Source organism: Micromonospora sp. NPDC000121, from assembly GCF_042899165.1.
In the GTDB taxonomy this organism is placed as follows: domain Bacteria; phylum Actinomycetota; class Actinomycetes; order Mycobacteriales; family Micromonosporaceae; genus Micromonospora.
Map to the genome: position 1 here is coordinate 1,166,396 of NZ_JBIAZP010000001.1, position 22,719 is coordinate 1,189,114.

Annotated in this window: 20 protein-coding genes and 1 other RNA gene; 16 read left to right on the forward strand and 5 right to left on the reverse strand. The window is 72.7% G+C overall.

The features are described 5' to 3' along the window. The first annotated feature begins 4 nt into the window (after positions 1-4). The 4 genes from mtrB (at position 5) to hpf (ending at position 5,168) form a co-directional block, all read left to right on the forward strand. On the forward strand, positions 5-1,789 hold the full coding sequence (gene mtrB, locus ACFY23_RS05630; RefSeq protein WP_350684533.1) for an MtrAB system histidine kinase MtrB: 1,785 nt from the start codon (positions 5-7) through the stop codon (positions 1,787-1,789). Beyond that, positions 1,786-3,576 (forward strand): LpqB family beta-propeller domain-containing protein, encoded by a 1,791-nt coding sequence (locus ACFY23_RS05635; RefSeq protein WP_350684532.1) that lies wholly within the window; start codon positions 1,786-1,788, stop codon positions 3,574-3,576. Before mtrB ends, ACFY23_RS05635 begins: the two co-directional genes overlap by 4 nt. After that, the gene (locus tag ACFY23_RS05640) at positions 3,576-4,280 is read left to right on the forward strand and encodes a phosphoribosyltransferase family protein (RefSeq protein ID WP_350684531.1); all 705 of its coding nucleotides are present in this window, start codon (positions 3,576-3,578) and stop codon (positions 4,278-4,280) included. The genes ACFY23_RS05635 and ACFY23_RS05640 overlap by 1 nt, the downstream gene beginning before the upstream one ends. Before the next feature lie 249 nt (positions 4,281-4,529). Continuing rightward, complete coding sequence (gene hpf, locus ACFY23_RS05645) at positions 4,530-5,168, forward strand: ribosome hibernation-promoting factor, HPF/YfiA family (protein ID WP_350684530.1); 639 nt, start codon at positions 4,530-4,532, stop codon at positions 5,166-5,168. A gap of 58 nt (positions 5,169-5,226) precedes the next feature. Here hpf and ACFY23_RS05650 read toward each other — a convergent pair whose 3' ends face one another. Together ACFY23_RS05650 and ACFY23_RS05655 are read right to left on the reverse strand one after the other, a co-directional pair. After that, the gene (locus ACFY23_RS05650) at positions 5,227-6,336 is read right to left on the reverse strand and encodes a GNAT family N-acetyltransferase (RefSeq protein ID WP_350684529.1); all 1,110 of its coding nucleotides are present in this window, start codon (positions 6,334-6,336) and stop codon (positions 5,227-5,229) included. Then, positions 6,333-7,499 (reverse strand): GNAT family N-acetyltransferase, encoded by a 1,167-nt coding sequence (locus ACFY23_RS05655; RefSeq protein WP_350684528.1) that lies wholly within the window; start codon positions 7,497-7,499, stop codon positions 6,333-6,335. Before ACFY23_RS05655 ends, ACFY23_RS05650 begins: the two co-directional genes overlap by 4 nt. A gap of 162 nt (positions 7,500-7,661) precedes the next feature. Here ACFY23_RS05655 and secA point away from each other — a divergent pair, with 162 nt between their 5' ends. Next, the gene (gene secA, locus ACFY23_RS05660; RefSeq protein WP_350818849.1) at positions 7,662-10,583 is read left to right on the forward strand and encodes a preprotein translocase subunit SecA; all 2,922 of its coding nucleotides are present in this window, start codon (positions 7,662-7,664) and stop codon (positions 10,581-10,583) included. Positions 10,584-10,658: 75 nt separating this feature from the next. On the opposite strand, the gene ACFY23_RS05665 is transcribed toward secA, so the two are convergent. Then, complete coding sequence (locus ACFY23_RS05665; RefSeq protein WP_350685634.1) at positions 10,659-11,261, reverse strand: Rv3235 family protein; 603 nt, start codon at positions 11,259-11,261, stop codon at positions 10,659-10,661. Between the two features lie 104 nt (positions 11,262-11,365). Continuing rightward, on the reverse strand, positions 11,366-11,593 hold the full coding sequence (locus tag ACFY23_RS05670) for a helix-turn-helix domain-containing protein (RefSeq protein WP_350685633.1): 228 nt from the start codon (positions 11,591-11,593) through the stop codon (positions 11,366-11,368). A 215-nt stretch (positions 11,594-11,808) separates the two neighbouring features. Between ACFY23_RS05670 and ACFY23_RS05675 the strand changes: the two genes are divergently transcribed. Beyond that, complete coding sequence (locus tag ACFY23_RS05675) at positions 11,809-12,318, forward strand: DUF6912 family protein (RefSeq protein ID WP_350685631.1); 510 nt, start codon at positions 11,809-11,811, stop codon at positions 12,316-12,318. A 31-nt stretch (positions 12,319-12,349) separates the two neighbouring features. Here the strand turns inward: ACFY23_RS05675 and ACFY23_RS05680 are convergent, their stop codons facing one another. Beyond that, positions 12,350-13,411 (reverse strand): hypothetical protein, encoded by a 1,062-nt coding sequence (locus ACFY23_RS05680; RefSeq protein ID WP_350685630.1) that lies wholly within the window; start codon positions 13,409-13,411, stop codon positions 12,350-12,352. Positions 13,412-13,658: 247 nt separating this feature from the next. Between ACFY23_RS05680 and pruA the strand changes: the two genes are divergently transcribed. From pruA to ACFY23_RS05730, 10 genes are all read left to right on the forward strand, one after another. After that, complete coding sequence (pruA, locus tag ACFY23_RS05685; RefSeq protein ID WP_350685629.1) at positions 13,659-15,287, forward strand: L-glutamate gamma-semialdehyde dehydrogenase; 1,629 nt, start codon at positions 13,659-13,661, stop codon at positions 15,285-15,287. Positions 15,288-15,420: 133 nt separating this feature from the next. Next, complete coding sequence (locus tag ACFY23_RS05690; protein WP_350685628.1) at positions 15,421-16,224, forward strand: tryptophan 2,3-dioxygenase family protein; 804 nt, start codon at positions 15,421-15,423, stop codon at positions 16,222-16,224. A gap of 117 nt (positions 16,225-16,341) precedes the next feature. Then, complete coding sequence (locus ACFY23_RS05695; protein ID WP_350685626.1) at positions 16,342-16,857, forward strand: PadR family transcriptional regulator; 516 nt, start codon at positions 16,342-16,344, stop codon at positions 16,855-16,857. A gap of 158 nt (positions 16,858-17,015) precedes the next feature. Then, positions 17,016-18,137, forward strand: coding sequence for a peptide chain release factor 2 (gene prfB / locus ACFY23_RS05700; protein ID WP_350685624.1), 1,122 nt, complete (start codon positions 17,016-17,018; stop codon positions 18,135-18,137). Between the two features lie 117 nt (positions 18,138-18,254). Beyond that, positions 18,255-18,935 carry a cell division ATP-binding protein FtsE gene (gene ftsE, locus ACFY23_RS05705; RefSeq protein WP_091097362.1) on the forward strand — a complete coding sequence of 227 codons (681 nt, stop codon included), beginning with the start codon at positions 18,255-18,257 and terminating at the stop codon, positions 18,933-18,935. Positions 18,936-19,000: 65 nt separating this feature from the next. Then, positions 19,001-19,876, forward strand: a complete 876-nt coding sequence (ftsX, locus tag ACFY23_RS05710; protein WP_350685623.1) for a permease-like cell division protein FtsX — start codon at positions 19,001-19,003, stop codon at positions 19,874-19,876. 135 nt (positions 19,877-20,011) lie between these two features. Further along, positions 20,012-20,491 carry an SsrA-binding protein SmpB gene (gene smpB, locus ACFY23_RS05715; RefSeq protein WP_350685622.1) on the forward strand — a complete coding sequence of 160 codons (480 nt, stop codon included), beginning with the start codon at positions 20,012-20,014 and terminating at the stop codon, positions 20,489-20,491. A 104-nt stretch (positions 20,492-20,595) separates the two neighbouring features. Then, positions 20,596-20,971: a transfer-messenger RNA gene (ssrA, locus tag ACFY23_RS05720) on the forward strand. A 223-nt stretch (positions 20,972-21,194) separates the two neighbouring features. After that, complete coding sequence (locus ACFY23_RS05725) at positions 21,195-21,665, forward strand: hypothetical protein (RefSeq protein ID WP_350685621.1); 471 nt, start codon at positions 21,195-21,197, stop codon at positions 21,663-21,665. A gap of 39 nt (positions 21,666-21,704) precedes the next feature. Then, positions 21,705-22,679 carry a hypothetical protein gene (locus ACFY23_RS05730; RefSeq protein ID WP_350685620.1) on the forward strand — a complete coding sequence of 325 codons (975 nt, stop codon included), beginning with the start codon at positions 21,705-21,707 and terminating at the stop codon, positions 22,677-22,679. Positions 22,680-22,719: the final 40 nt, after the last annotated feature.

The window sequence follows — 22,719 nt, forward strand, 5'->3', positions numbered from 1 at the left end:
CACTGTGGCCACCTCCCCGATCCCGGACCCCCACCCGACAGCTCCGCGCCGGCGTGTCGCCGCGCGGGAGCTGTGGCGTGGCGTCAGCGGTCGGGCCGCGCGGCTGCTCGCCGGGCTGCACCAGACCTGGCGGCGGTCGTTGCAGCTGCGGGTGGTGACCATCACACTGGTCGCGTCCAGCCTGCTGGTGGGTGGTTTCGCCTACCTGATCGCCGACAAGATCACCAGCATCCTGGTGGAGAACGTCGAGACCGACGTGGAGCTGCGGCTGGAGAGCGGCGCGGAGTACGCGCGGAGGCAGTTCAGCCTCTACAACCAGCCGCAGGACGCGCAGTTCCAGGAGACCGTGGACGGCACGGTCAACTACCTGGCGGGCGGTGACCCGCAGCAGACCACCGGCGTGATCGTGGCGCTCACCGCCGACAACCACACCGCCGTCATCCAGCCGCGGTCCTCGCCCGCGGTCAACGTCCGGCCACTGATCAGCCGCGAGCTGCGCGCCACGGTCGCCGGGGGCAAGGTGGCCAGCCAGATCCGCACCGGCCGGCTGGACGGGGAACGCACGAAATACCTGGTCTACGGCTCGCCCGTGCCCACCAAGTTCGGCCAGGTGGAGCTCTACTACCTCGTGCCGCTGACCCGGCAGGACGCCACGGCCGCCGACGCCCGGGCGACCGTGGTCGCCACCGGGGCGGCCCTGGTGATCCTGCTCGGCCTGCTCGCCGGCCTGGTCACCCGGCTGGTGGTGACCCCGGTGCGGGTGGCCGCCCGGACGGCCCAGCGGCTCTCCGCCGGCCTGCTCGACCAGCGGATGGCGGTCAACGGCGAGGACGACCTGGCCCTGCTCGCCGCGTCGTTCAACCAGATGGCGACCAACCTGCAGCGGCAGATCCTGCGGCTGGAGGAGATGTCCCGGCTGCAACGCCGCTTCACCTCGGACGTGTCGCACGAGCTGCGCACGCCGCTCACCACGGTCCGGATGGCCGCCGACCTGATCTTCGCCGAGCGGGACGAGTTCGACCCGGCGGTGGCGCGCAGCGCCGAGCTGCTCCAGGCCGAGCTGGACCGCTTCGAGGAGCTGCTCACCGACCTGCTGGAGATCAGCCGCTTCGACGCCGGCTTCGCGATGCTGGACGCCGAGCCGACCGACCTGGTGCCGGTCGTGCACCGGGTGGCCGACCGGCTCGCCGGGCTGGCCGAGCGGGTCGGGGTGCCCATCGAGCTGGACGTCCCCGCCACGCCGGTGATCGCCGAGGTGGACCCGCGGCGGGTCGAGCGGGTGCTGCGCAACCTGGTCGGCAACGCCGTCGAGCACGGCGAGGCCAAGCCGGTGCGCATCACCCTGGGGATGGACGACACGGCGGTCGCGATCACCGTCCGCGACCACGGGGTGGGCCTCAAGCCGGGTGAGGAGAAGCTGGTGTTCAACCGCTTCTGGCGGGCCGACCCGTCCCGGGCCCGGCAGACCGGCGGCACCGGGCTGGGGCTGTCGATCAGCCTGGAGGACGCCCGGCTGCACGGCGGCTGGCTGGAGGCGTGGGGGGCGCCCGGGCAGGGCGCCCAGTTCCGGCTCACCCTGCCGGCCCGGGCCGGCGACCGGTTGACCGCCTCGCCGCTGCGGCTGGTCCCGGCCGACGCCGCGCTGCCCTTCGGCGGTCCCCGCCAGGGCGGGCTGCTGGCCATCGGCCCGGGCAGCGGGGGTGTGCTGGCGATCGGCCCGGCCGACGGCGCGGTGGCCGTCGGGCCGGGGCGGCAGGGGGCCGGGGGAGGCGCGGAGGTGGGATCGTGAGGCGTCGCCTGCTCGCCGGTGTGCTCGGCGGTGCGCTGCTGCTGGGCGGCGCGACCGGTTGCGGCATCCCGGACAACACCGAGGTGCGGGTGGAGGGGTCCGGGCCGGCGGCGGAGGCCGGCTCCAGCAGCGGCAACCGGGGTGAGCCCCCGAACCGCAGCGCGAGCGGCAGCGACCCGGAGCCGTTCGTCGAGAACTTCCTCTCCGCCGCGGCCGGCGAGCCGGACCGGGCCTACCAGCGGGTCCGCCAGTTCATCACCCCGGAGGACCATGACCGCCTCCAGGTGAAGGAGGGCAGCGAGGTCGCGCTGACCGTTGTCCGGCTCACGGAGGAGCCGGTGATCGTCCCCGGCCCCGAGAAGACCGACGTCACCCTCAAGGTGCAGCAGGTCGGGCAGTTGCGCGCCGACGGCACGCTGGACCCGCCGGAGACGAGCACCACGTCGTACTCGTTCGAGCTGCGCAGCCCGCCTCAGGAGGGCAGGGGGGAGTCGGGCCTGTTCGTGGCCAACCCGCCGAACGTGCTGCTGCTCAGCGTCGACGCGCTGGAGGCGTACTACCAGAGCCGGACGATCTACTTCTGGAACTCCGCCCGCACCCGGCTGGTGCCCGACCAGCGCTACCTGCCCCTCGCCGTGCCCGACGAGCGGCTGGTCAGCGAGGTGGTGAAGTGGCTCACCGCCGGCCCCTCCCTCTGGTTGCGCTCAGGGGTCACCGGGCTGCCGGACGGCACCCGGCTGATCAACAACGCCACCCGGACGGACGACCGCTGGGAGGTCGACCTGGAGATGCCGGACGAGAAGGTCCGCCTGGAGCAGCTCGCCACCCAGCTCGCCTGGTCGCTGCCCGACGTCGACGGGCAACTCGAGATCAAGATCCGTACCCAGCCCCGGAAGGCCATCCCCGACCTCGAGGCGTACCGGCAGGCGCACCCGGTGTACCAGATCGGCGACGGCTTCCAGCGGTTCTGCGTGTACGAGGGCGCCGTCCAGCCGCTGGCCGACGCCGGCGGGGCGATCGCCACGGTGCCGGTGGCGGCCGAGGCGAACAAGAACGTCGTGACGGCGGGGCTCAGCCGTGCCGAGGACCAGATCCGGGCGGCGCTGGTGGTCACGGAGGCCGGCCGCCAGTGGCTGTCCGTCGGCACGGGCCTCGGTTCGGTCGCCGTCTTCAACAGCAGCGCCAAGGGCTACGGCGCGATCGGCCGGCCGGTCTGGCTGCGTTCGACGGACCGGGGCGAGCCGGCCGGGTTGGTGGTCGCCGACGGCGAGCTCTACCGCTTCGACGCCCAGGCGCAGCTCACCCCCGTGTCGCTGGGCGTCCCCGGCCCGGTGACCGCGGTGGCCGCCGCGCTGGACGGGCACCGGATCGCCGTCATCGCCGGCGGCGCGCTCTACGTCGCCGCCCTGAGCCCCACCGCGGGCGGGGTCACCCTCGGCCAGGCCCGGCGGCTGCCCACCCGGCTGACCGACCTGTCGGCCGTGGACTGGTACGGCGAGGACAAGCTGATCCTCGCGGGGGAGGTCGGCCGCCCGGCGGTCTACGAGGTCAGCGTGGACGGCACCCGGGACAGCCGGGTGGAGGACAAGATCGGCGCCCAGGTGACCCACCTCGCCGCGTATCCGGCCAACACGAGGGTGCCGCGCGGCGCGGCGATGTACGAGGCGAACGGGGTGGCGTACAGCAGCCCCCCGTTCGAGCGGATCCAGCCCGAGCAGGTGCAGGTGTCGTCGCCCTCGACCGGGACGCGCGCCGGCAACCCGACCGCCCCCTTCTTCCTCTACTGATGCCTGGCCTCGGCGCGCTCTGGGCGGACCTCACCGACCTGGTGCTGCCCGTGGAGTGCGCCGGCTGCCGGGAACGCCGGCCGGGGCTGCGGCACGGCGTCTGCCCGGAGTGCGCGGCGGCGCTGGGCGCGCTGCGGCCCCGGGCGGTGCGCCCCACCCCCGCCCCGCCCGACCTGCCGCCCTGCGTCGCCCTCGGCCCGTACGCGGGCCCGCTGCGGGAGACGCTGCTCGCGTACAAGGACCACGGCCGGCACGGGCTGGCCCGGCCGCTGGGCGCGCTGCTCGCCGAGGTGGTGGCGGCGGCGGTCGACGGGGCGCGGCCGGTGACGCTGGTGCCGGTGCCGGACACCGCGGCGGCGGCCCGCGCCCGGTACGGCGACCACCTCGGCCGACTGACCCGGCACTGCGCGGACCGGCTGCGCCGGGCGGGCTGGTCGGTACGGGTGCGGCGGCCCCTGCGCGCCCTGCCCCGCCCCGACTCGGTGACGCTGGACAGCGCCGGGCGGGCGGCGGCGGCCGAGTCCGCCTTCCAGGTCCGCCCCCGGGTCGCGCCCGCCCCGGACGGAACCGTGGTCGTGGTGCTCGACGACATCCTCACCACCGGGTCGACCCTCGCCGCGGTGGCCCGTGCGCTGACCGCGAGCGGGCTGTCACCGACGGTCGCCGCCGTGCTCGCCGCGACCGAGAAACGGCATCGGTCGTAACCGATCGTGTTTCCGTTTCACCCGTTGGTGTATGAGGTGTGAAAAATTTCTGGCCGTCTCCGCCACCGGGGGTGACTGCCGGGCGAACAGGCGTTAGCGTTTTCCTGTCGGGGGTAGGAGGTCTTCCCACCCGCCCCCGGCGGTGAAAGGAGGCGTAACCGTACTGACCGGTCGACGCCGAGTGGGACCTCCCCCAGAGGCGAGCGACCGGATGCCGGATCGAACGACCGTCCGAACTAGGGAGGTCACGTGGACATCGTGGTCAAGGGCCGTAACGTCGAAGTGCCGGACCATTACCGGGTGCACGTAGCGGAGAAACTCGCCAAGATCGAACGCTACGACCACAAACTTATTCGTGTCGATGTCGAGCTTTTTCACGAGCGGAATCCCCGCCAGGCGGACCACTGCCAGCGCGTCGAAATCACCTGCGTTTCCCGGGGCCCGGTGATCCGGGCGGAAGCGTGCACGAACGACTTCTACAGCGCGCTCGACGCGGCCATCGCCAAGCTCGACACCCGGTTGCGCCGGGCGGCCGACCGCCGCCGCGTCCACCGGGGTCGGCACGCCCCGCTCTCCGTCGCCGCCGCCACCGCCGGCCTGCCGGTCGCCGACCTCGACGCGCCCCTGGGGGCGTCCGTCGACGGCACCCGCGCCGGCACGGCCACGGCCGTGGCGGAACGGGTCGAGGAGGAGCACGACGAACAGCCCTGGCACATCGCGCGGGAGAAGGTGCACCCCGCCGAGCCGATGACCGTCGACGACGCCCTGTTCCAGATGGAACTCGTCGGCCACGACTTCTACCTGTTCCAGGACAAGGAGTCCGGCCGGCCGAGCGTCGTCTACCGGCGACACGCCTACGACTACGGCATCATCTCCCTCGCCCTCTGATCCGTTCCGGCGCCGTGGTGGCGGTCCGCGCCGCCACCACGGCCCGACGGGGCGCGGGTCAGCGGAGTTCGTCGGGAAGCAGCCCGAAGACCAGGTCGTCGATCCGGGTGCCCGCCAGGCCCGGCAGCCGGCCGCGCAGCAGCCCCTCCCGGCGGAAGCCGACCTTCTCCAGCACCCGCTGCGACGCGACGTTGCCGGGCAGGGTGGCGGCCGTCAGCCGGGCGATCCCCACCGGCCCGAACGCCCAGCCGGCGAGGAGCCGCACCGCCCGGGTGGCCAGCCCGCGACCCCGCGCGGCGGGCAGCAGCGCGTAGCCGATGCTCGCCTCCCCGGCCGCGGCGTCGAGGTAGGACATCCCGCAACTGCCGACCGGCTCGCCGGTGGTCGCGTCGAGGACCAGCAGCCGGGCGATGCTGCCGGTCAGCCATCCGCTCTCCGAGAGCCGGCAGCGTCGCTCGATCGCCGACCGGGTGGGCGGCACCGGCGGGGCCTGGTTCGCCACCACCTCCGGCAGCGTGTGCAGGCGGTACATCAGGTCGACGTCGTCGGGGCCGAGCGGGCGCAGCGTCACCACGCCGTCGGTGAGCCGGCGCTCGGGCAGGTCCGGCAGCGGCCGGGGCGCGGGGCCGGGCGGGTCGTCGGCGAGGCGTACCCAGGCCATCAGGTCCGTCCGGCCGCCGCCGCGGAGCTGGCCGGCCGCCCGGCGTACCCCCTCGGGGCGGAAGCCGGCGGCGAGCGCCACCCGCTGGCTGGCCGGGTTCTCCGCGTGGGTCAGCAGCTCCAGCCGGTCGAACCCGCACCGGAACGCGGAGTCGGCCAGGGCCCGCGTCGCGGCGGTCGCGACGCCCCGCCGCCGCGCCCACGGCGCGACCCAGTAGCCCACCTCGGCCTGCCGGCGCAGCGTCACGGCCTGGCCGAGGCCCGCCCCGCCGACCAGCCGGTCGGTGGTGCGGTCGGCGATGGCGTACGCGGCCCCGCCGGCGGCCCAGGCCGCCGGCGCGCCCTGGGTGATCCACCAGCGGGCGTCGGCCTCGGTGTACGGCTCCGGCATGCCCGGGTTGAACCGCAGGTTGACCGGGTCGCCGCAGCCGGCGGCCAGGTCGGCGGCGTCGTCGGGCCGGAACGGCCGCAGCCGCACCCCGTGGGCCTCGATCACCTCGGGCGTCACGTCAGGTCCCCGGCGAGCAGCGCGCCGACCCAGGCGTCCACCCGTTCGCCCCGGTGCGTGAGCCCGCCCCGGGCGGTGCCCTCGACCGTGAAGCCGGCCTTCTCGGCGACCCGGCGCGAGGCGGTGTTGCCGACGTTGGCCCTCCATTCGACGCGGGCCAGGCCCAGCGTGGTGAAGCCCCAGGTGGCGAGCACGGCCAGGGCGGCCGGCATGAGGCCCCGGCCCCGACTCGCCGGCGCGGTCATGAAGCCGACATCGGCCAGTAGCGGGTCGACGGGGGAGAGCCGCAGGTCGATCGTGCCGGCGTACCGGTCGTCGGTGTCGGCGAGCACGAAGCAGGCGCCGGTGCCGGCCGCCCAGGCGCCGCGCGAGTAGGCCAGGTAGGACTCGGCGTCGGCGGGGTCGTACGGGTCGGGCACGGTGGTCCACCGGATGGTCTCCGGGTCCCGGCAGGTCTCGACGACGGCGTCGAGGTCGCGTTCCGCCATCGGGCGCAGCCGCACCTCGCCGCCGCTGGCGGCGTCGGCGAAGAGGACGGGCTGGGGCCGGCCGAAGACGGCGGCCCGCCGGGCCTCCAGGGTGCCGGGGCCGGCCGGCCCGGTCTCGCCGGGGGCGGGCACCTCGCCGGGGAGCAGCGAGCCGATCCAGCCGTCCGGCCCGCCCTCCGGAGCGGGGTCGGCCAGCCGCAGTCGCCCCTCGACGCGGAAGCCCGTCCGGAGCGCGACCAGGCGGGAGGCGTGGTTGCCGACCTCGGCCTGCCAGATCAGCCGGCGCAGTTTCCGGCTGTCGAAGGCCCAGCGCGCGACGGCCCGGGCGGCCCGGACGGTGACGCCCCGGCCCCGGGCCCAGGGCGCGGTCCAGTACCCGATCTCGCCCGTGCCGTGGCCGGCGTCGATCGAGACCAGCCCGCAGGAGCCGAGCACCTCGCCGGTGGCGGCGTCGCAGACCGCGAACGGCGCCCCGGTGCCGGCCGCCCAGTCCCCCGGGGAGACCTCGGTGACGAATCTGTGCGCGTGTTCGGGCAGGTACGGGCGAGGTACGGTGGTCCAGCGCTGGATGTCCGGGTCCTGGCACGCCCGGTGCACCGCGTCGGCGTCGGTCGCCCGCCAGGGTCGCAGCAGCAGGCCGTCCTCGGTGATCTCCACGGGTTCCACCCGAGCCATCGTGCCGGATCGTTCGCGGACGGCGTAACCGGATTACGGCGGGGTGCGGCGCGCGGCGAGCGAGTTATGTCGGTTTCGCCGGGTCGGAGGGCCGCCACCAGTGACCATCGTGCCGATGGAGCGCCTACGATGGTTCGAGACTGTCTAGGGGAGCGTTGATCCGTGTCGATTCTGGAAAGGGTCCTCCGCGCGGGCGAGGGCCGTATGGTGCGCCGGCTGAAGGCCATCGCCGCCGCCGTCAACTCGATCGAGGACGACTACGTCAACCTCAGCGACGACGAGCTGCGCGGCATGACCGACCAGTTCAAGGAGCGGCTCGCCGACGGCGAGACCCTCGACGACCTGCTGCCGGAGGCCTTCGCGGTCTGCCGGGAGGCGGCTGCCCGGGTGCTCGGCCAGCGCCCGTACGACGTCCAGGTGATGGGCGGCGCGGCGCTGCACTTCGGCAACATCGCCGAGATGAAGACCGGTGAGGGCAAGACCCTGACCTCGGCGCTGCCGGTCTACCTCAACGCGCTCTCTGGCAACGGCGTGCACGTCATCACGGTCAACGACTACCTGGCCCAGCGCGACGCCGCCTGGATGGGCCGGGTGCACGAGTTCCTCGGCCTCACCGTCGGCGTGGTCCTGCCCAACCGGCCGGCCGCCGAGCACCGCGCCGCGTACGAGTGCGACATCACCTACGGCACCAACAACGAGTTCGGCTTCGACTACCTGCGCGACAACATGGCCTGGTCGCGGGACGAGCTGGTCCAGCGCGGCCACAACTTCGCGGTGGTCGACGAGGTCGACTCGATCCTGATCGACGAGGCCCGCACCCCGCTGATCATCTCCGGCCCGGCCGAGCACTCCGCCCGCTGGTACACGGAGTTCGCGGGCGTGGTGGCCCGGCTCCAGCCCGGCAAGGACGGCGAGGGCGACTACGAGGTCGACCACGCCAAGCGGACCATCGCCGTCACCGAGCGCGGCGTCGCCAAGGTCGAGGACCGGCTGGGCATCGACAACCTCTACGAGTCGGTGAACACCCCGCTGGTGGGCTACCTGAACAACGCCATCAAGGCCAAGGAGCTCTTCAAGCGCGACAAGGACTACATCGTCAGCGACGGCGAGGTCCTGATCGTCGACGAGTTCACCGGGCGCATCCTGCACGGCCGCCGCTACAACGAGGGCATGCACCAGGCGATCGAGGCCAAGGAGGGGGTGGAGATCAAGCAGGAGAACCAGACCCTGGCCACCATCACCCTCCAGAACTACTTCCGCCTCTACGAGAAGCTCTCCGGCATGACCGGTACGGCGCAGACCGAGGCGGGCGAGTTCAACAAGGTCTACAAGGTCGGCGTCGTGACCATCCCGACCCACCGGCCGATGGTCCGGCAGGACCGGCCGGACGTGATCTACAAGACCGAGAAGGCCAAGTTCAACGCCGTGGTGGAGGACATCGCCGAGCGGCACGCGGTGGGCCAGCCGGTGCTCGTCGGCACCGTCTCGGTGGAGAATTCCGAGATCCTCTCCCAGCTCCTGCGCCGTCGCGGCATCCCGCACTCCGTGCTGAACGCCAAGTTCCACGCGCGCGAGGCCGAGATCGTCGCCCAGGCCGGCCGCAAGGGCGCCGTCACCGTCGCGACCAACATGGCCGGCCGCGGCACCGACATCCTGCTCGGCGGCAACGCCGAGTTCCTCGCCGCCAACGAGCTGCGCCAGCGTGGCCTCGACCCGATCGAGCACGAGGAGGAGTACGCCAAGGCGATGGAGGAGGTCCTGCCCAAGTGGAAGCAGGCCTGCGACGCCGAGGCGGAGGAGGTCGCCGCCGCCGGTGGCCTCTACGTGCTGGGCACCGAGCGGCACGAGTCCCGCCGGATCGACAACCAGCTGCGCGGCCGTTCCGGCCGGCAGGGTGACCCGGGCGAGTCCCGGTTCTACCTGTCGCTGCAGGACGAGCTGATGAAGCGCTTCCGCTCCGGGGCGGTCGAGGCGGTCATGGAGCGCTTCAACATCCCGGAGGACGTGCCCATCGAGTCGAAGATGGTCACCCGCCAGATCAAGAGCGCGCAGGCCCAGATCGAGGGCCAGAACGCCGAGATCCGCAAGAACGTCCTCAAGTACGACGAGGTGCTCAACAAGCAGCGCCAGGTGATCTACGCCGAGCGCCTGCGGGTGCTCAACGGCGAGGACCTCTCCGACCAGGTCCGCAACATGATCGACGACGTCGTCGAGGCGTACGTGCGGGGGGCCACCTCCGAGGGCTACGGCGAGGACTGGGACCTGGAGCAGCTCTGGTCCAGCCTCAAGCAGCTCTACCCGGTCGGGGTGACGATCGAGGAGCTGGAGGAGGAGGCCGGCGGTTCGCGGGCGGGCATCGACGCGGACTTCCTGCTCTCCCGCCTCAAGGACGACGCGCACGCCGCGTACGACCGGCGCGAGGAGCAGCTCGGGGAGGAGGGCACCCGCGAGCTGGAGCGGATGGTCCTGCTCCAGGTGATCGACCGCAAGTGGCGCGAGCACCTCTACGAGATGGACTACCTCCAGGAGGGCATCAGCCTGCGGGCGTACGCCCAGCGCGACCCGGTGGTGGAATACCAGCGCGAGGGCTTCGACATGTTCGCCACCATGATGGACGGCATCAAGGAGGAGACGGTCGGCTTCCTCTACAACGTCGAGGTCCAGGTCAACCAGCCGGAGCCCGAGGCCGAGGAGGTCAAGCTGCTCGACAAGCCGGTCGAGATCCGGGCCAAGGGCCTGGGCCGGGCGCCGCAGCAGCAGGGCCTCCAGTACTCGGCGCCGACCATCGACGGCGAGGCCGGCGCGGGCGCGGTGGCCGTCGAGCGCGCGGACGAGCAGGCGCCGGCGCTCGGCGTCGGCCAGCCGGAGCCGGCCGCCCCGGCCGCGCCGGGGACGACGGCCCCGACCGCGCCGCAGCGCCCGGCGGCGGGCCGGCGCGGCCCGGTCGTCGCGGCGAGCGCCGCGCGGCGCCCGGCGCCGGGGCAGGCGGAGGCCGGCAACGGCCCGTCCCGCAACGCGCCGTGCCCGTGCGGTTCCGGCCGCAAGTACAAGCGCTGCCACGGCGCGCCCAACGGCGGCGCCTGACCAGCAGGTGAGCGGGGCTGCGCCCCGCCGGAGCGAATCGAGCCGCGGTCCTCGCCGACCGCGGCTCGATCCGTCTCAGAGGACCTGGAGGGCCGTGCAGAGCCAGGTGCCGCGGCGGTGCTCCAGGCGCAGCGCCATCGCCCAGGTGCGCCCGCCCGCGCCGGCAAGCACCGCGGCCGCCTCCACGGCCGCCGCGCGCGGCTCGCACACGCGCAGCCGACGCAGCCGTACGACGGGCCGGGTGGACCGGCGACGCGCCGGGCCGGACCGGGCGGTGGCGCGGGCGACCTCGGGCAACAGCCCGGCCGCGCGGGCGGGGTCGAGCAGCGGGCGGAGCTGCCCGGGCGGGCGATAGCCGTTGATCACCTCCAGGCAGGTGCGGACGAAGCGGTGGGCGGCCCGGGTGGCCTCGGGGGTGGCGGTCACCAGCGCGCCCGGGGGCAGCGGGGCGGCGGACCCGCGGCCGGGTCCCGCCGGAGCGGGCGACACCCGCGCCCGGCGGCCGGGCGGCCGGTCGGCGTCGGGGCGGACCGGCTCGAACAGGTCGAGGACGAGCTGGGCGTGCGCGGGGGCGGGCCAGTGGGCGGCGTCGTCGTCGGCGAACGGGGGCTCGAACGAGGGCGCGGGGCGCAGCCGGACGGGAGGGCGCGGCGGGCCGGGACGGCGCGAGTCGGTCATCCGGGACCTCCCGTGATCTTGTGTTTGCCTTCGTTTGCCTTCGACTGACTCTCATTCTCGGACACGACAGAGCCGGCGGTCAATGCCGGTGGGGGTTCGGTCGGTTACTCCGGGTCGCGTTCGGCCAGCGGGTTGCTCCGCACCCACTCGGCGGTCTCGGCGTACTTGCGCTCGATGTATTCCTCCAGCCGGGCACGCTCGACGCGCCACTGGCCACGCCCGCCGATCTTGATCGCCGGCAGCTCGCCGCTGCGCACCATGTGGTACACCTGCGAATCCGACACGTTCAGCTCGGTGGCCACGTCGGAGAGCAGCAGGAACCTCGGTTCCACGGAAACTCCCGGGGTTGACGTCGTTTGGCTCAGTTTGCCACCGACCGCCGACGCCGCCCAGCCGGCGGGCGGGACCTGCGGCGACCCGCCCGGCGGGACACACCGGCCGGGAGCTTCCGTCGGGCAGGTGCGAGGTGTATGACGGTCACGGCGTACGGCATGATCGGCGCGGACCGGCGGAGGCCGGTGGAGGACCTGAGCAGGGGAGACGACCGGTGACCGAGGAGCTTGTCCGGGTGTACGTGCCGGCGACCGTCCCGATGTTGACCCTCCTGCGCGGGCCCGGGCTTCCCGTGGCCGCCGCGCACGCGGTGACGCCCACCCTGCGCGAGTGGTACGCCGAGGGCGACGAGGAGGAGCTGGAGTACGTCGCCTTCACCCGCGCCGCCCAGGACGCGCTCCAACTGCTCCGGGCCGATCGCGACGCGCCCCGCCGCCGCGTGGTCGTCTCGGTGGACCTGCCCGCCTCGGCGGTCGGCCGGGGCGACGGGGAGTTGGGCTCCAGCGTGGTCGACCTGGGCGCGCCCGTGCCCGTCGCCGCCGTCGCCGCGATCCACGTGGACGGCGCCGACGCGGTCGAGGACGTGGCCGCCGCGGCGGAGGTGGTCACCGAGGCCCTCGCGGGCGACCCGGACGCCCAGTTCACGGTCGACGGGGCCGAGGACCACGAGCTGGAGTGGTACGACGTCTCCGAGCTGGACCTGCTGCTCCACGCCGCCTCCTGACCCGGGCCGACCAGGCCCGTGCCGCGGGCTGTCAGCGGGTGGGAGCGGCCTCGGCCGGTTCGTCGTCGTCGGCGTGGGCCGGGCCCAGGGTGCGGCCGAAGGCGATCATGGCGGTCAGCGCGCCGACGAAGAGGACCCAGATGCCGTTGTCGACCCGGGAGGTGCCCAGCGAGGTCTGCGCCACCGCGTCCGCCTCGCTCAACGCGCCGGCCAGGTCCAGCAGGGAGCGCCCGCCGACCCGGATGACCACCTCGGCGAGGAGCAGCAGCAGGCCCGGGCCCGCCCCGGCCAGCAGGTACGCCGGCCAGCGCGGCGCGGGCGTCGCCGCCTCCCGCCGGGCGGCCCGGCGCCGGGCCCAGGTCAGGTAGCCGAAGGCGAGCAGCCCGGCCACCAGGCCGGCGAGCAGCGACTCGGTGCGCGACACCCACTTGGCGGCGGTGAGCAGCGACTCCTGGGTGTCGCCGGCGCCGAAGAGGTCGAACAGGGGGTCGCGGGCCCGGCTGAAGGCCACCACGAAGACGAGCGTGCCGAGGGCGGCGGCGACCACGGCCCCGACCACGGGCGCGCTGCGGGCGCCGGCGATGGCCCCGCCGATCGTCGCCGCGGCGGCGGTGGTGCCGGCGATCACGTTGGTGGTCGCGTTGTCCGCGTACGTCAGGTTGATCGCGAACGCGGCGGCCAGCGCCACCAGCAGACCGGTGCCGATCGCGGCCACGAAGCGCAGGGTGACCCGGTCGCTGCCCCGGCGGGCGAGCAGGTCGACGCCGAAGAGGGCGAAGGCGGCGCCGGCGACCAGCGCGGCCGAGATCACCCCCGGCAGGGCGAACGCGGAGAGGCTGATGGCGGTGACCCCGGCGGCCGCCGAGTTGATCGCCTCGCGGGTCGACCAGAGCATCGCGGCCAGCCAGCCGAGGGCCAGGAGCGCGAGCACCGGTGCGCCGGGCGCGAGCGCCGGGGCGACCCCGTCGCCATCGGCAGCCGGCTGGTCCGACCCGGCGGCGTCGGCCGGGCCCGGTTCGGCGGCGGTGGCGTCGGCGGCCGGAGCCGGCTGGTCCGGCTCCGCGGCGGCGGAGCTGCCGGGCTGCTTGGTCATCCTCTTCCCTCCGACGGACGCCCGGCCCTCGGCGGGGCCGGCAGTTCACCGGCCACCCAGCGTACGCGCCCGCCGGGCCCGCCCTGGTCGGTCGGTGGTGGGGGCGGGGACGGGGGCCGCGCCGTGGAACAATCGGGCGAGGTCCCGCCGCCGCGACCGGTCCACCCCGCGGCGTCCGGCGCCGGTCGTCCGGCCGGTGCCCGCGGGTCCGATTTCGCCACCGCTGTCGAGATCGCCAGGAGCCCTGATGGACGCCGTGTTCTCCGTACCCGAGCCGCGCAACGAGCCGGTGCGCAACTACGAGCCGGGCAGTGTCGACCGGGAACGGCTCCAGCGGCGGCTGGCCGAGCTGGCCGCCGAGCAGATCGACCTGCCGATGACCATCGCCGGTGAGCAGCGGATGGCCGGCGGCGAGTCGATCGACGTCGTGCAGCCGCACAAGCACGCGCACGTGCTGGGGGTCACCGCCCACGCCGACCACGAGGACGCCCGCGCGGCGGTCAAGGCCGCCAAGGACGCCGCCCCGATGTGGCGGGCCCTGCCGTTCGAGGAGCGGGCCGCGATCTTCCTGCGCGCGGCCGAGCTGCTCGCCGGCCCCTGGCGGGACACCCTGAACGCGGCCACCATGCTCGGCCAGTCGAAGACCGCCATCCAGGCCGAGATCGACTCGGCCTGCGAGTTCGTCGACTTCCTCCGGTTCAACGTGTACTTCGCCCGGAAGCTGCTGGAGGAGCAGCCGATGTCGTCGCCGGGGGTGTGGAACCGCTTCGACCACCGCCCGCTGGAGGGCTTCGTCTACGCGATCACCCCGTTCAACTTCACCGCGATCGCCGGCAACCTGCCCTCGGCGCCGGCCCTGCTGGGCAACACGGTGGTCTGGAAGCCGGGCCCCACCCAGCAGTTCGCGGCGCACTTCACCATGCGGCTGTTCGAGGCGGCCGGCCTGCCCCCCGGCGTGATCAACATGGTCACCGGGCGCGGCGAGGAGGTCTCCGACGTCGTCCTCGCCGACCCGGACCTGGCCGGCATCCACTTCACCGGCTCCACGAAGGTCTTCCAGCATCTGTGGAAGACCGTCGGGGCGAACATCTCCCGCTACCGGGGCTACCCGCGGCTGGTCGGCGAGACCGGCGGCAAGGACTTCGTCGTCGCGCACACCAGCGCGGACGTCGACGCCCTGCACACCGCGCTGATCCGGGGCGCCTTCGAGTACCAGGGCCAGAAGTGCTCGGCGGCCTCCCGGGCGTACGTCCCGCGGTCCCTCTGGGAGGGCGGGCTGCGCGACCGGCTGGCCGCCACCACGGAGTCCCTCACCTACGGCGACGTCACCGACTTCGGCAACTTCGGCGGCGCGGTGATCGACTCCAAGGCGTTCGACCGGCACACGGCCGCGCTGGAGCTGATCTCCGACGACGACGCGTGCCGCGTGCTCGCCGGCGGCACCGCCGACGACTCCGTCGGATACTTCGTCCGGCCGACGCTGTTCGAGTGCACCGACGCGGCGCACGAGACGTTCACCACCGAGTACTTCGGGCCGATCCTCGGCGTGCACGTCTTCGACGACGCCCGCTTCGACGACGTGGTCGGCCAGGCCGAGTCCATCGCGCCGTACGCGCTGACCGGCTCGATCTTCGCAACCGACCGCCGGGTGGTCGACGCGGTGGCCGAGAGGATGCGGTACGCGGCCGGCAACTTCTACATCAACGACAAGCCGACCGGCGCGGTGGTCGGGCAGCAGCCCTTCGGCGGCGCCCGGGCCAGCGGCACCAACGACAAGGCCGGTTCCTGGCACAACCTCGTCCGGTGGATGTCGCCCCGGACGATCAAGGAGACCTTCGTCGCGCCGACGGACCACACGTACCCGCACATGGGCTGAGGTGTAAGAAAGGGCACCTTCCTATCGCCTGGTGTATAGGAAGGTGCCCTTTCTTACCGGCACCCGCGGTGCATCGCCGGGGGCGTCCGCCGCCGGCGGGCGGGGGTGGGGCGGCGGCGGTACCGTGGCCGCTGTGACCCACCCCACCCCCGCGCACGACCCCCGCTTCGGCGAGCAGGGTGGCCTGCTCACCTACAGCGACTACCTGCGGCTGGCCGACCTGCTCGCGGCGCAGGTGCCGGAGTCCGACCCGGCCTCCCACGACGAGCTGCTCTTCATCACCATCCACCAGGTCTACGAGCTGTGGTTCAAGCTGCTGCTCGCCGAGCTGACCGACGCCCGGGACCGGATGCTGGCCGGCGAGACCTACCTGCCCCGGGTGCGGCTGGAACGCTGCCACGCGGTGGAGCGGGTGCTGATCGGCCAGGTCGACGTCATCGACACGATGACCCCGCAGGACTTCCTGGCCTTCCGCACCAAGCTCGCCCCGGCCTCGGGCTTCCAGTCCGCCCAGTTCCGGGAGATCGAGTTCCTCTCCGGCCTGAAGGACCCGGACTACCTGCGCCGGTTCCGGGGGCTGCCCGACGTCGAGCGGGAGCGGCTGGAGCGGCGGCTGGCCGAGCCGAGCCTCTGGGACGGCTTCCTGGCCGTGCTCGCCCGGGCCGGCTTCGACGTCTCCGAGACGGAGGCGCGCTTCACGGCGTACGCGACGATCGCCGCCGACCGGGAGCGGTTCGGGCCGCTGTGGGACCTCGCGGAGGCGCTGGTCGCGCACGACCAGGCGTTCTCGCTGTGGCGGGCCCGGCACGTGCTCATGGCCGAGCGGCAGATCGGCACCAAACCGGGCACCGGAGGCTCGGCCGGCGGAGCGTACCTGCGCTCCCGGGTGGAGAGCCGGTTCTACCCGGAGCTGTGGGAGCTGCGCAGCCGGCTCTGAGGCATCGACGGGCCGGCACCGACTGTCTCGCGCCGACAGTGCACATAGGAAGCCCTACCGGGTGGCGAAACCGTGAAATCCTGGACGCCACGTCAGCAAAGTGGCAGCGTGATGGGCATGGCGGATTCCGGAGTCAACCCCACGGCGGCGGCCCTGCTCGGGCTGCTCCATGAGGGCCCCATGACAGGTGGCCAGTTGATGGCCGCCGCCGAGCGCCGGCTGGCGCCGTACTGGTCGATGACCCGTAGCCAGGTCTACCGCGAGTTGCCGGTGCTGGCCGAGCGGGGTCTCGTCCGAATGGGCAAGCCCGGGCCGCGCTCCAGTCAGCCGTACGCGATCACCGCCGCTGGAAAACGGACATTCTCGCGCTGGTTGACGGAGGACCCGGGGCGGGACACCATCCGCAACCCGATCGCCCTGCGGATCGCCTTCGGCGACCTGCACTCCGCCAGCCAGCTCAAGAACCTCCAGGCCGCGGCCAACGAATACCACACCGAGGCGCTCGCCAAGGTCCGCGAGCAGGTCAAGAACGCCAAGAAGGAAGGCGAGACGTACGACGCCAGCGCGCTGGAGTTCGCCGTCGCCTACCACAAGGCGGCCCTGTCCTGGCTGAAGAGCGCCCCGGTCGGCTGACCGGAGCCCGCGGGACCACTCCTCGCACGAGCGGGTCATCTTTTCGCTCATGACTGCGGGGCTCGCAAGCTCACTCCTCGCACGAGCGGGTCATCTTTTCGCTCATGACTGCGGGGCTCGCAAGCTCACTCCTCGCACGAGCAGTACCCTTGTCTGTCGTGACCGCTGCCGATTACGCCGAACAGCTCAAGGACCTCGACGCCACCCTGCGCAACATCGAGTCGGTGCTCGACGTCGACCGCCTGCGCGAGGACAAGGCGCGCCTGGAGCAGGAGGCCTCCGCGCCCGACCTGTGGGACGACCAGGCCAAGGCGCAGCAGGTGACCTCCCAGCTGTCGTACGTCAACGGCGAGATCAACAAGCTCTCCAGCCTCCGCTCCCGCCTCGACGACGCCGGGGTGCTGCTGGAGCTGGCCGAGGCCGAGTCCGACCCCGGGGTGCTCACCGAGGTCGAGTCGGAGATCGCCGGGCTGACCAAGGCCATCCAGGAGATGGAGGTCCGCACCCTGCTGTCCGGCGAGTACGACTCCCGGGAGGCGCTGGTCGCCATCCGGGCCGGCGCCGGCGGCGTGGACGCGGCGGACTTCGCCGAGATGCTGCTGCGGATGTACCTGCGCTGGGCCGAGCGGCACGGCTACCCGACGGAGGTCTACGAGACCTCCTACGCCGAGGAGGCGGGCCTCAAGTCGGCCACCTTCACCGTGAAGGTGCCCTACGCCTACGGCACGCTCAGTGTCGAGTCGGGCACCCACCGGCTGGTGCGGATCAGCCCGTTCGACAACCAGGGCCGCCGGCAGACGAGCTTCGCCGGGGTCGAGGTGCTGCCGGTCGTGGAGCAGACCGACCACATCGACATCCCCGAGAACGAGATGCGGATCGACGTCTACCGCTCCTCCGGCCCGGGCGGGCAGAGCGTCAACACCACCGACTCCGCCGTCCGGATCACGCACATCCCGACCGGCATCGTGGTCACCTGCCAGAACGAGAAGTCCCAGCTGCAGAACAAGGCGTCCGCGCTGCGGGTGCTCCAGGCGCGGCTGCTGGAGGTCAAGCGCCAGGAGGAGCAGGCCAAGCTCCAGGGCCTGAAGAAGGAGACCACCGGCGCGTGGGGCGACCAGATGCGCTCGTACGTCCTGCACCCGTATCAGATGGTGAAGGATCTGCGGACGGAGCAGGAAACCGGCAACCCGTCCTCGGTCTTCGACGGCGACCTGGACAGCTTCATCGAGGCTGGGATCCGGTGGCGTAAGCAGCAGGAGCTCGCCGGCGACGCTGCGTGATCCGCTGCGGGCGGAGCGCGTCTTCGATCTCCGCGTAACCCCACAAATAGATGATGCGCCTCGCAACGGCGGGGCGTGGGCTTGGCTCTCCGGTTACACCGCGTAGACTCTCCACCCGTGATTCAGCTTGAGCAAGTGACGAAGACGTACCCGAAGGCGTCCCGGCCTTCGCTCGACAACGTGTCCGTCTCGATCGAGAAGGGCGAGTTCGTCTTCTTCATCGGTCCCTCCGGCTCCGGCAAGTCCACCATCATCAAGCTGCTGCTGCACGAGGTCTCGCCCAATAAGGGGCGGGTCATCGTCAACAGCAAGGACGTCACCTCGATGCGCTCGTGGAAGCGACCCCACTTCCGGCGCTCGATCGGCTGCGTCTTCCAGGACTTCCGGCTGCTGCCGAACCGCACCGCGTACGAGAACGTGGCGTTCGCCCTCGAGGTGATCGGCAAGACCAAGGCGGTCGCCCGCCGGGTCGTGCCGGAGGTGCTGGAGCTGGTCGGGCTCGGTGGCAAGGAGCACCGCTACCCGCACGAGCTCTCCGGTGGTGAGCAGCAGCGGGTGGCCGTCGCCCGAGCGTTCGTGAACCGTCCGCTGATCCTGCTCGCGGACGAGCCGACCGGAAACCTGGACCCGGACACCTCGATCGAGATCATGCGCCTGCTGGACCGGATCAACCGCACCGGCACGACCGTCGTGATGGTCACGCACGACTCCAACATCGTGAACCAGATGCGTCGCCGGGTCATCGAGATCGAGAGCGGCCGCATCGTGCGCGACCAGGCCCGCGGCGTCTACGGCTGAGCCGACGCCACCCCTGCGCAGCCTGACGACGAACACCTCATGCCGGAGACCCGGAGGAAATCCCGATGCGCGTGAAATACGTCCTGTCCGAGGTACTGGTCGGACTGTGGCGCAACGTGACCATGACCATCGCGATGATCATCACGATGGCGGTCTCGCTGACCATGCTCGGCGCCAGCGGTCTCATGTACCGCCAGGTCGACGACATGAAGGACCTCTACTACAAGAACATCCAGGTCTCGATCTTCCTCACTCAGGAGGTGACCCCGGAGCAGCGTGAGACGCTCGAGGCGAAGCTGAAGGGCGACCCGCTGGTCAAGGAGGTCGTCTACGTCAACAAGGACGAGGCGTACAAGCGCTTCCAGGAGATGTTCCAGGACGCTCCGGACCTGCTCAGCGCCGTCAAGGCGGACAGCCTGCCCGAGTCGTTCCGGATCAACCTGAACAACCCCGAGCAGTACAAGAGCATCTACGACCAGTACAAGGACACCGAGGGCGTCGACGAGATCGTCGACCAGAGCCAGTTGCTGGACAAGATCTTCGATATCCTCACCTCGATCCAGAACATCGCCCTGGCCGCCGCGATCGTGATGGCCGTCGCCGCGCTGCTCCTGGTCGCCAACACCATCCAGGTCGCCGCGTACAGCAAGCGTCGCGAGGTCGCGGTCATGAAGCTGGTCGGGGCGTCGAACTGGTTCATCCAGGCGCCGTTCGTGCTGGAGGCCGTGGTCGCCGGCCTGATCGGCTCGCTGCTCGGCCTGGGAGCCCTGATCGCGGCGAAGTACCTCCTCTTCGACGGGTCGTTGCAGGCGTTGCAGGGTCTGCTCTCTCCGGTGGGCTGGGGCGACATCCTGGTGATGTTCCCGCTGATGGCCGGCGTCGGTGGCCTGGTCAGCGCGGTCACCGCCTGGGTCACCCTTCGCTTCTACCTGCGGGTCTAACCTCCGTACGGCTCGACGGGCCCTTCCGCGCCAGGAATAAACGGCGCGGGAGGGTCCTTGTCGTTCGGGTAGCATGATCTCCGCCCCGCGGCCGGTCGCTCCGGGCGCGGATCACACGGAAAGGGGGTGGCGCCGATGCCACGGGAAAAGGGACGCAAGGTCGTCGCCTCCAACAGGAAGGCCCGGCACGACTACTCGATCCTCGACACGTACGAGGCGGGCATGGCGCTGACCGGCACCGAGGTCAAGTCGCTGCGGGCCGGGCGCGCGTCGCTGGTTGACGCGTTCGCCCAGGAGCGCAACGGCGAGCTCTACCTGCACGGGATGCACATCCCGGAGTACACGCAGGGCACCTGGACCAACCACGAGCCCCGGCGGACCCGCAAGCTGCTGCTCAAGCGGCTGGAGATCGACCGGCTGATCGGCAAGACCCGCGAGGGCGGCCTGACCATGGTGCCGTTGCAGGTCTACTTCTCCGACGGCTGGGCGAAGGTGGAGATCGCCCTGGCCAAGGGCAAGAAGGCGTACGACAAGCGGCAGGACCTCGCCAAGCGGGACGCGGACCGGGAGATCGCCCGGGTCTCCGGCCGGCGCGGCAAGGGGATGGATGACTGATATGACCGCTTTGTCCGGGTCGACGCGCCGAGCCGGGGCTCGGGATGAAACCCGTTGCGGCAGGCGTTAGGCTTGGTGGAGCCGCCACAAGGGCGGCCCGTCGAGGGGGTGACTGGTTTCGACTTCGTACGTTGCGGCAGGGGAAGCGAGCCGAGGAAGCCGACGTCGTCTCGAGAATCGTTCGTCGGAAACCAATAAGCGCCAAGAACAATCGCGCTGACTTCGCTCTCGCCGCCTGAGGCGAGTAGCAAGTCTGTCGGCCTGGGAGCGCCTTCGACCCAGTTAGCCGGCATCAGCTAGAAGGCTGGCCAACCGGACCCGGTCGCGGGGTCCGTGCGGCGAGATCAATCAGCGACTGGGCCCGTCACACCGACTCGCTCGCGTGATCGGAGGGGCCGAGTAGAGGCACAGCGAGCTGCGCTCGGAGAAGCCCTGACAAGGCGGCGAAGGACCCGGGTTCGATTCCCGGCACCTCCACCACCAGTCGATGCGCCCCGGTCCACCGGACCGGGGCGCATCGTCGTTTCCGGGCCCGGACGCGGGCCGCAGGGGCGGGGTCATCCGTGGGGCCGGTGGGGTCGCTGGGGTCTCTGGGGCTCTCGCGGCCAGCGGGGCGGATGAGGCTCCGCCGCCTCTGGACAGGGCAAACGCCCCGGGTCCACCATCGCTGTACGCGGTCAGACGCCACGCGGGAGGTGCGCCCATGGTCACCGGTCCGATCCAGCAGCCGTCCACCGTCTCCGGGGCGCTCCGGCCGCCCGCCGCCCGCCGGCCCCCGGCCACCCTGCTCGGGGACCTGCACGCGCTCACCCGGGCCCTGGCGGCCCCGCCGGCCGAGCCGTGCTGGCGGGAGCGGTTCCTGCTCCGGCTCGGGCCCGTGCGGCAGGGCTTCGCGGAGCACGTCCGGGTCACCGAGGGGCCCGCCGGGCTCTACGCCGAGCTGCTCGGCCAGGCGCCCCGGCTGGAGCACGGGGTGCGGCTGCTGGCCCGGGAGCACGCCGCGATCGCCGCCGCGCTGGCCGCCCTGCACCGGGCGGCGGAACTGCCGGAGGCGTCGGCCGACGACCTCCTCGGTCGGGCCGGGCACCTGGCGCGCGCCCTCGCCCGGCACCGGCAGCGCGGCGCGGACCTCATCTGGCAGGCGTACGAGACGGATCTCGGCGGGGAGACCTGAGCGCGGGAACCGGCGGCGCCGACCCGTCGTCCAACCGACATGCGCCGTACCGCCGCCCTGCTGGGCCTGCCACTGTTGATGATCGTCGCCGGGTGCGCCGCGGCCGGTTCCAAGCCGATCGAGCTCTCCGACGGCGATCCCCGCCGGATGGCGTTCACGTCCCGGGCCACCGAGGTCGCCGAGGCGTGGCGACCGACCCCGGCGTGGACGACCGGATACGTGCCGATGCAGGACCCGACGGTGCTGCTCGGCGATCCGGGCTTCACCGAGGACACCAAGCTGGCCTTCCTCAACGGCTGGTACCGCGACCAGGTCGCCCTGCCCGCGGAGAAGCCCGCCGACGGCGCCATCCGGTTCCCGGACGGCACGCTCACCGTGCCGCTGGTCAGCGCGGCCACGGCGTACGGGCAGCTCGACCAGGGCGACCCGCCGCCGTGCGGGGGCCGGCCCAAGGGCCCCGCCGGGCCGAAGTTCCCCGGCCGGCCCGGCACCGGCGGCCCCACCGTCGAGCCCGGCCCCGACGGCCCGGTCAGCAGCACCCCGCAGACCGCCTGCGTCCCGCTGACGGTCACCGCCGTGAAGCTGGGCACGGCACCCGTGCGCACCAGCCGCGGCGAGGCGCAGGTGCCGGCGTGGCTGTTCACCGTGGAGGAACTCTCCGCGCCGGTGGCCCGGGTCGCCGTGGCGCCCACGGCCGTCACCGCCGTACCCGAGCCGGCCGCGCCGTCGAGTCCTGCCCCGCAGGGCGTGGTGAGCGCCCAGGACCTGCGGTCCGTCGACGGCGCCACGCTGACCTGGCGGCTCGGCGTGGGCAGTTGCGACACCGGGATCACCCCGCTGGTGCAGGAGCACGACGACGTGGTGGTGGTCGGCGGCGTCGTCACCACCGCCACCGGCCCGTGCAACGCGATGCTGAAGCTCGAACCGGTCACCGCCACGCTGAAGGCGCCGCTCGGCGACCGGACGGTGCTCGACGTGGTCACCGGCGCGCCGCTGCGGCTCACGACGAGCTGACGGGGCGCCGGCTCGCGGGAGGCGGGCCGGCGCCGGCCGG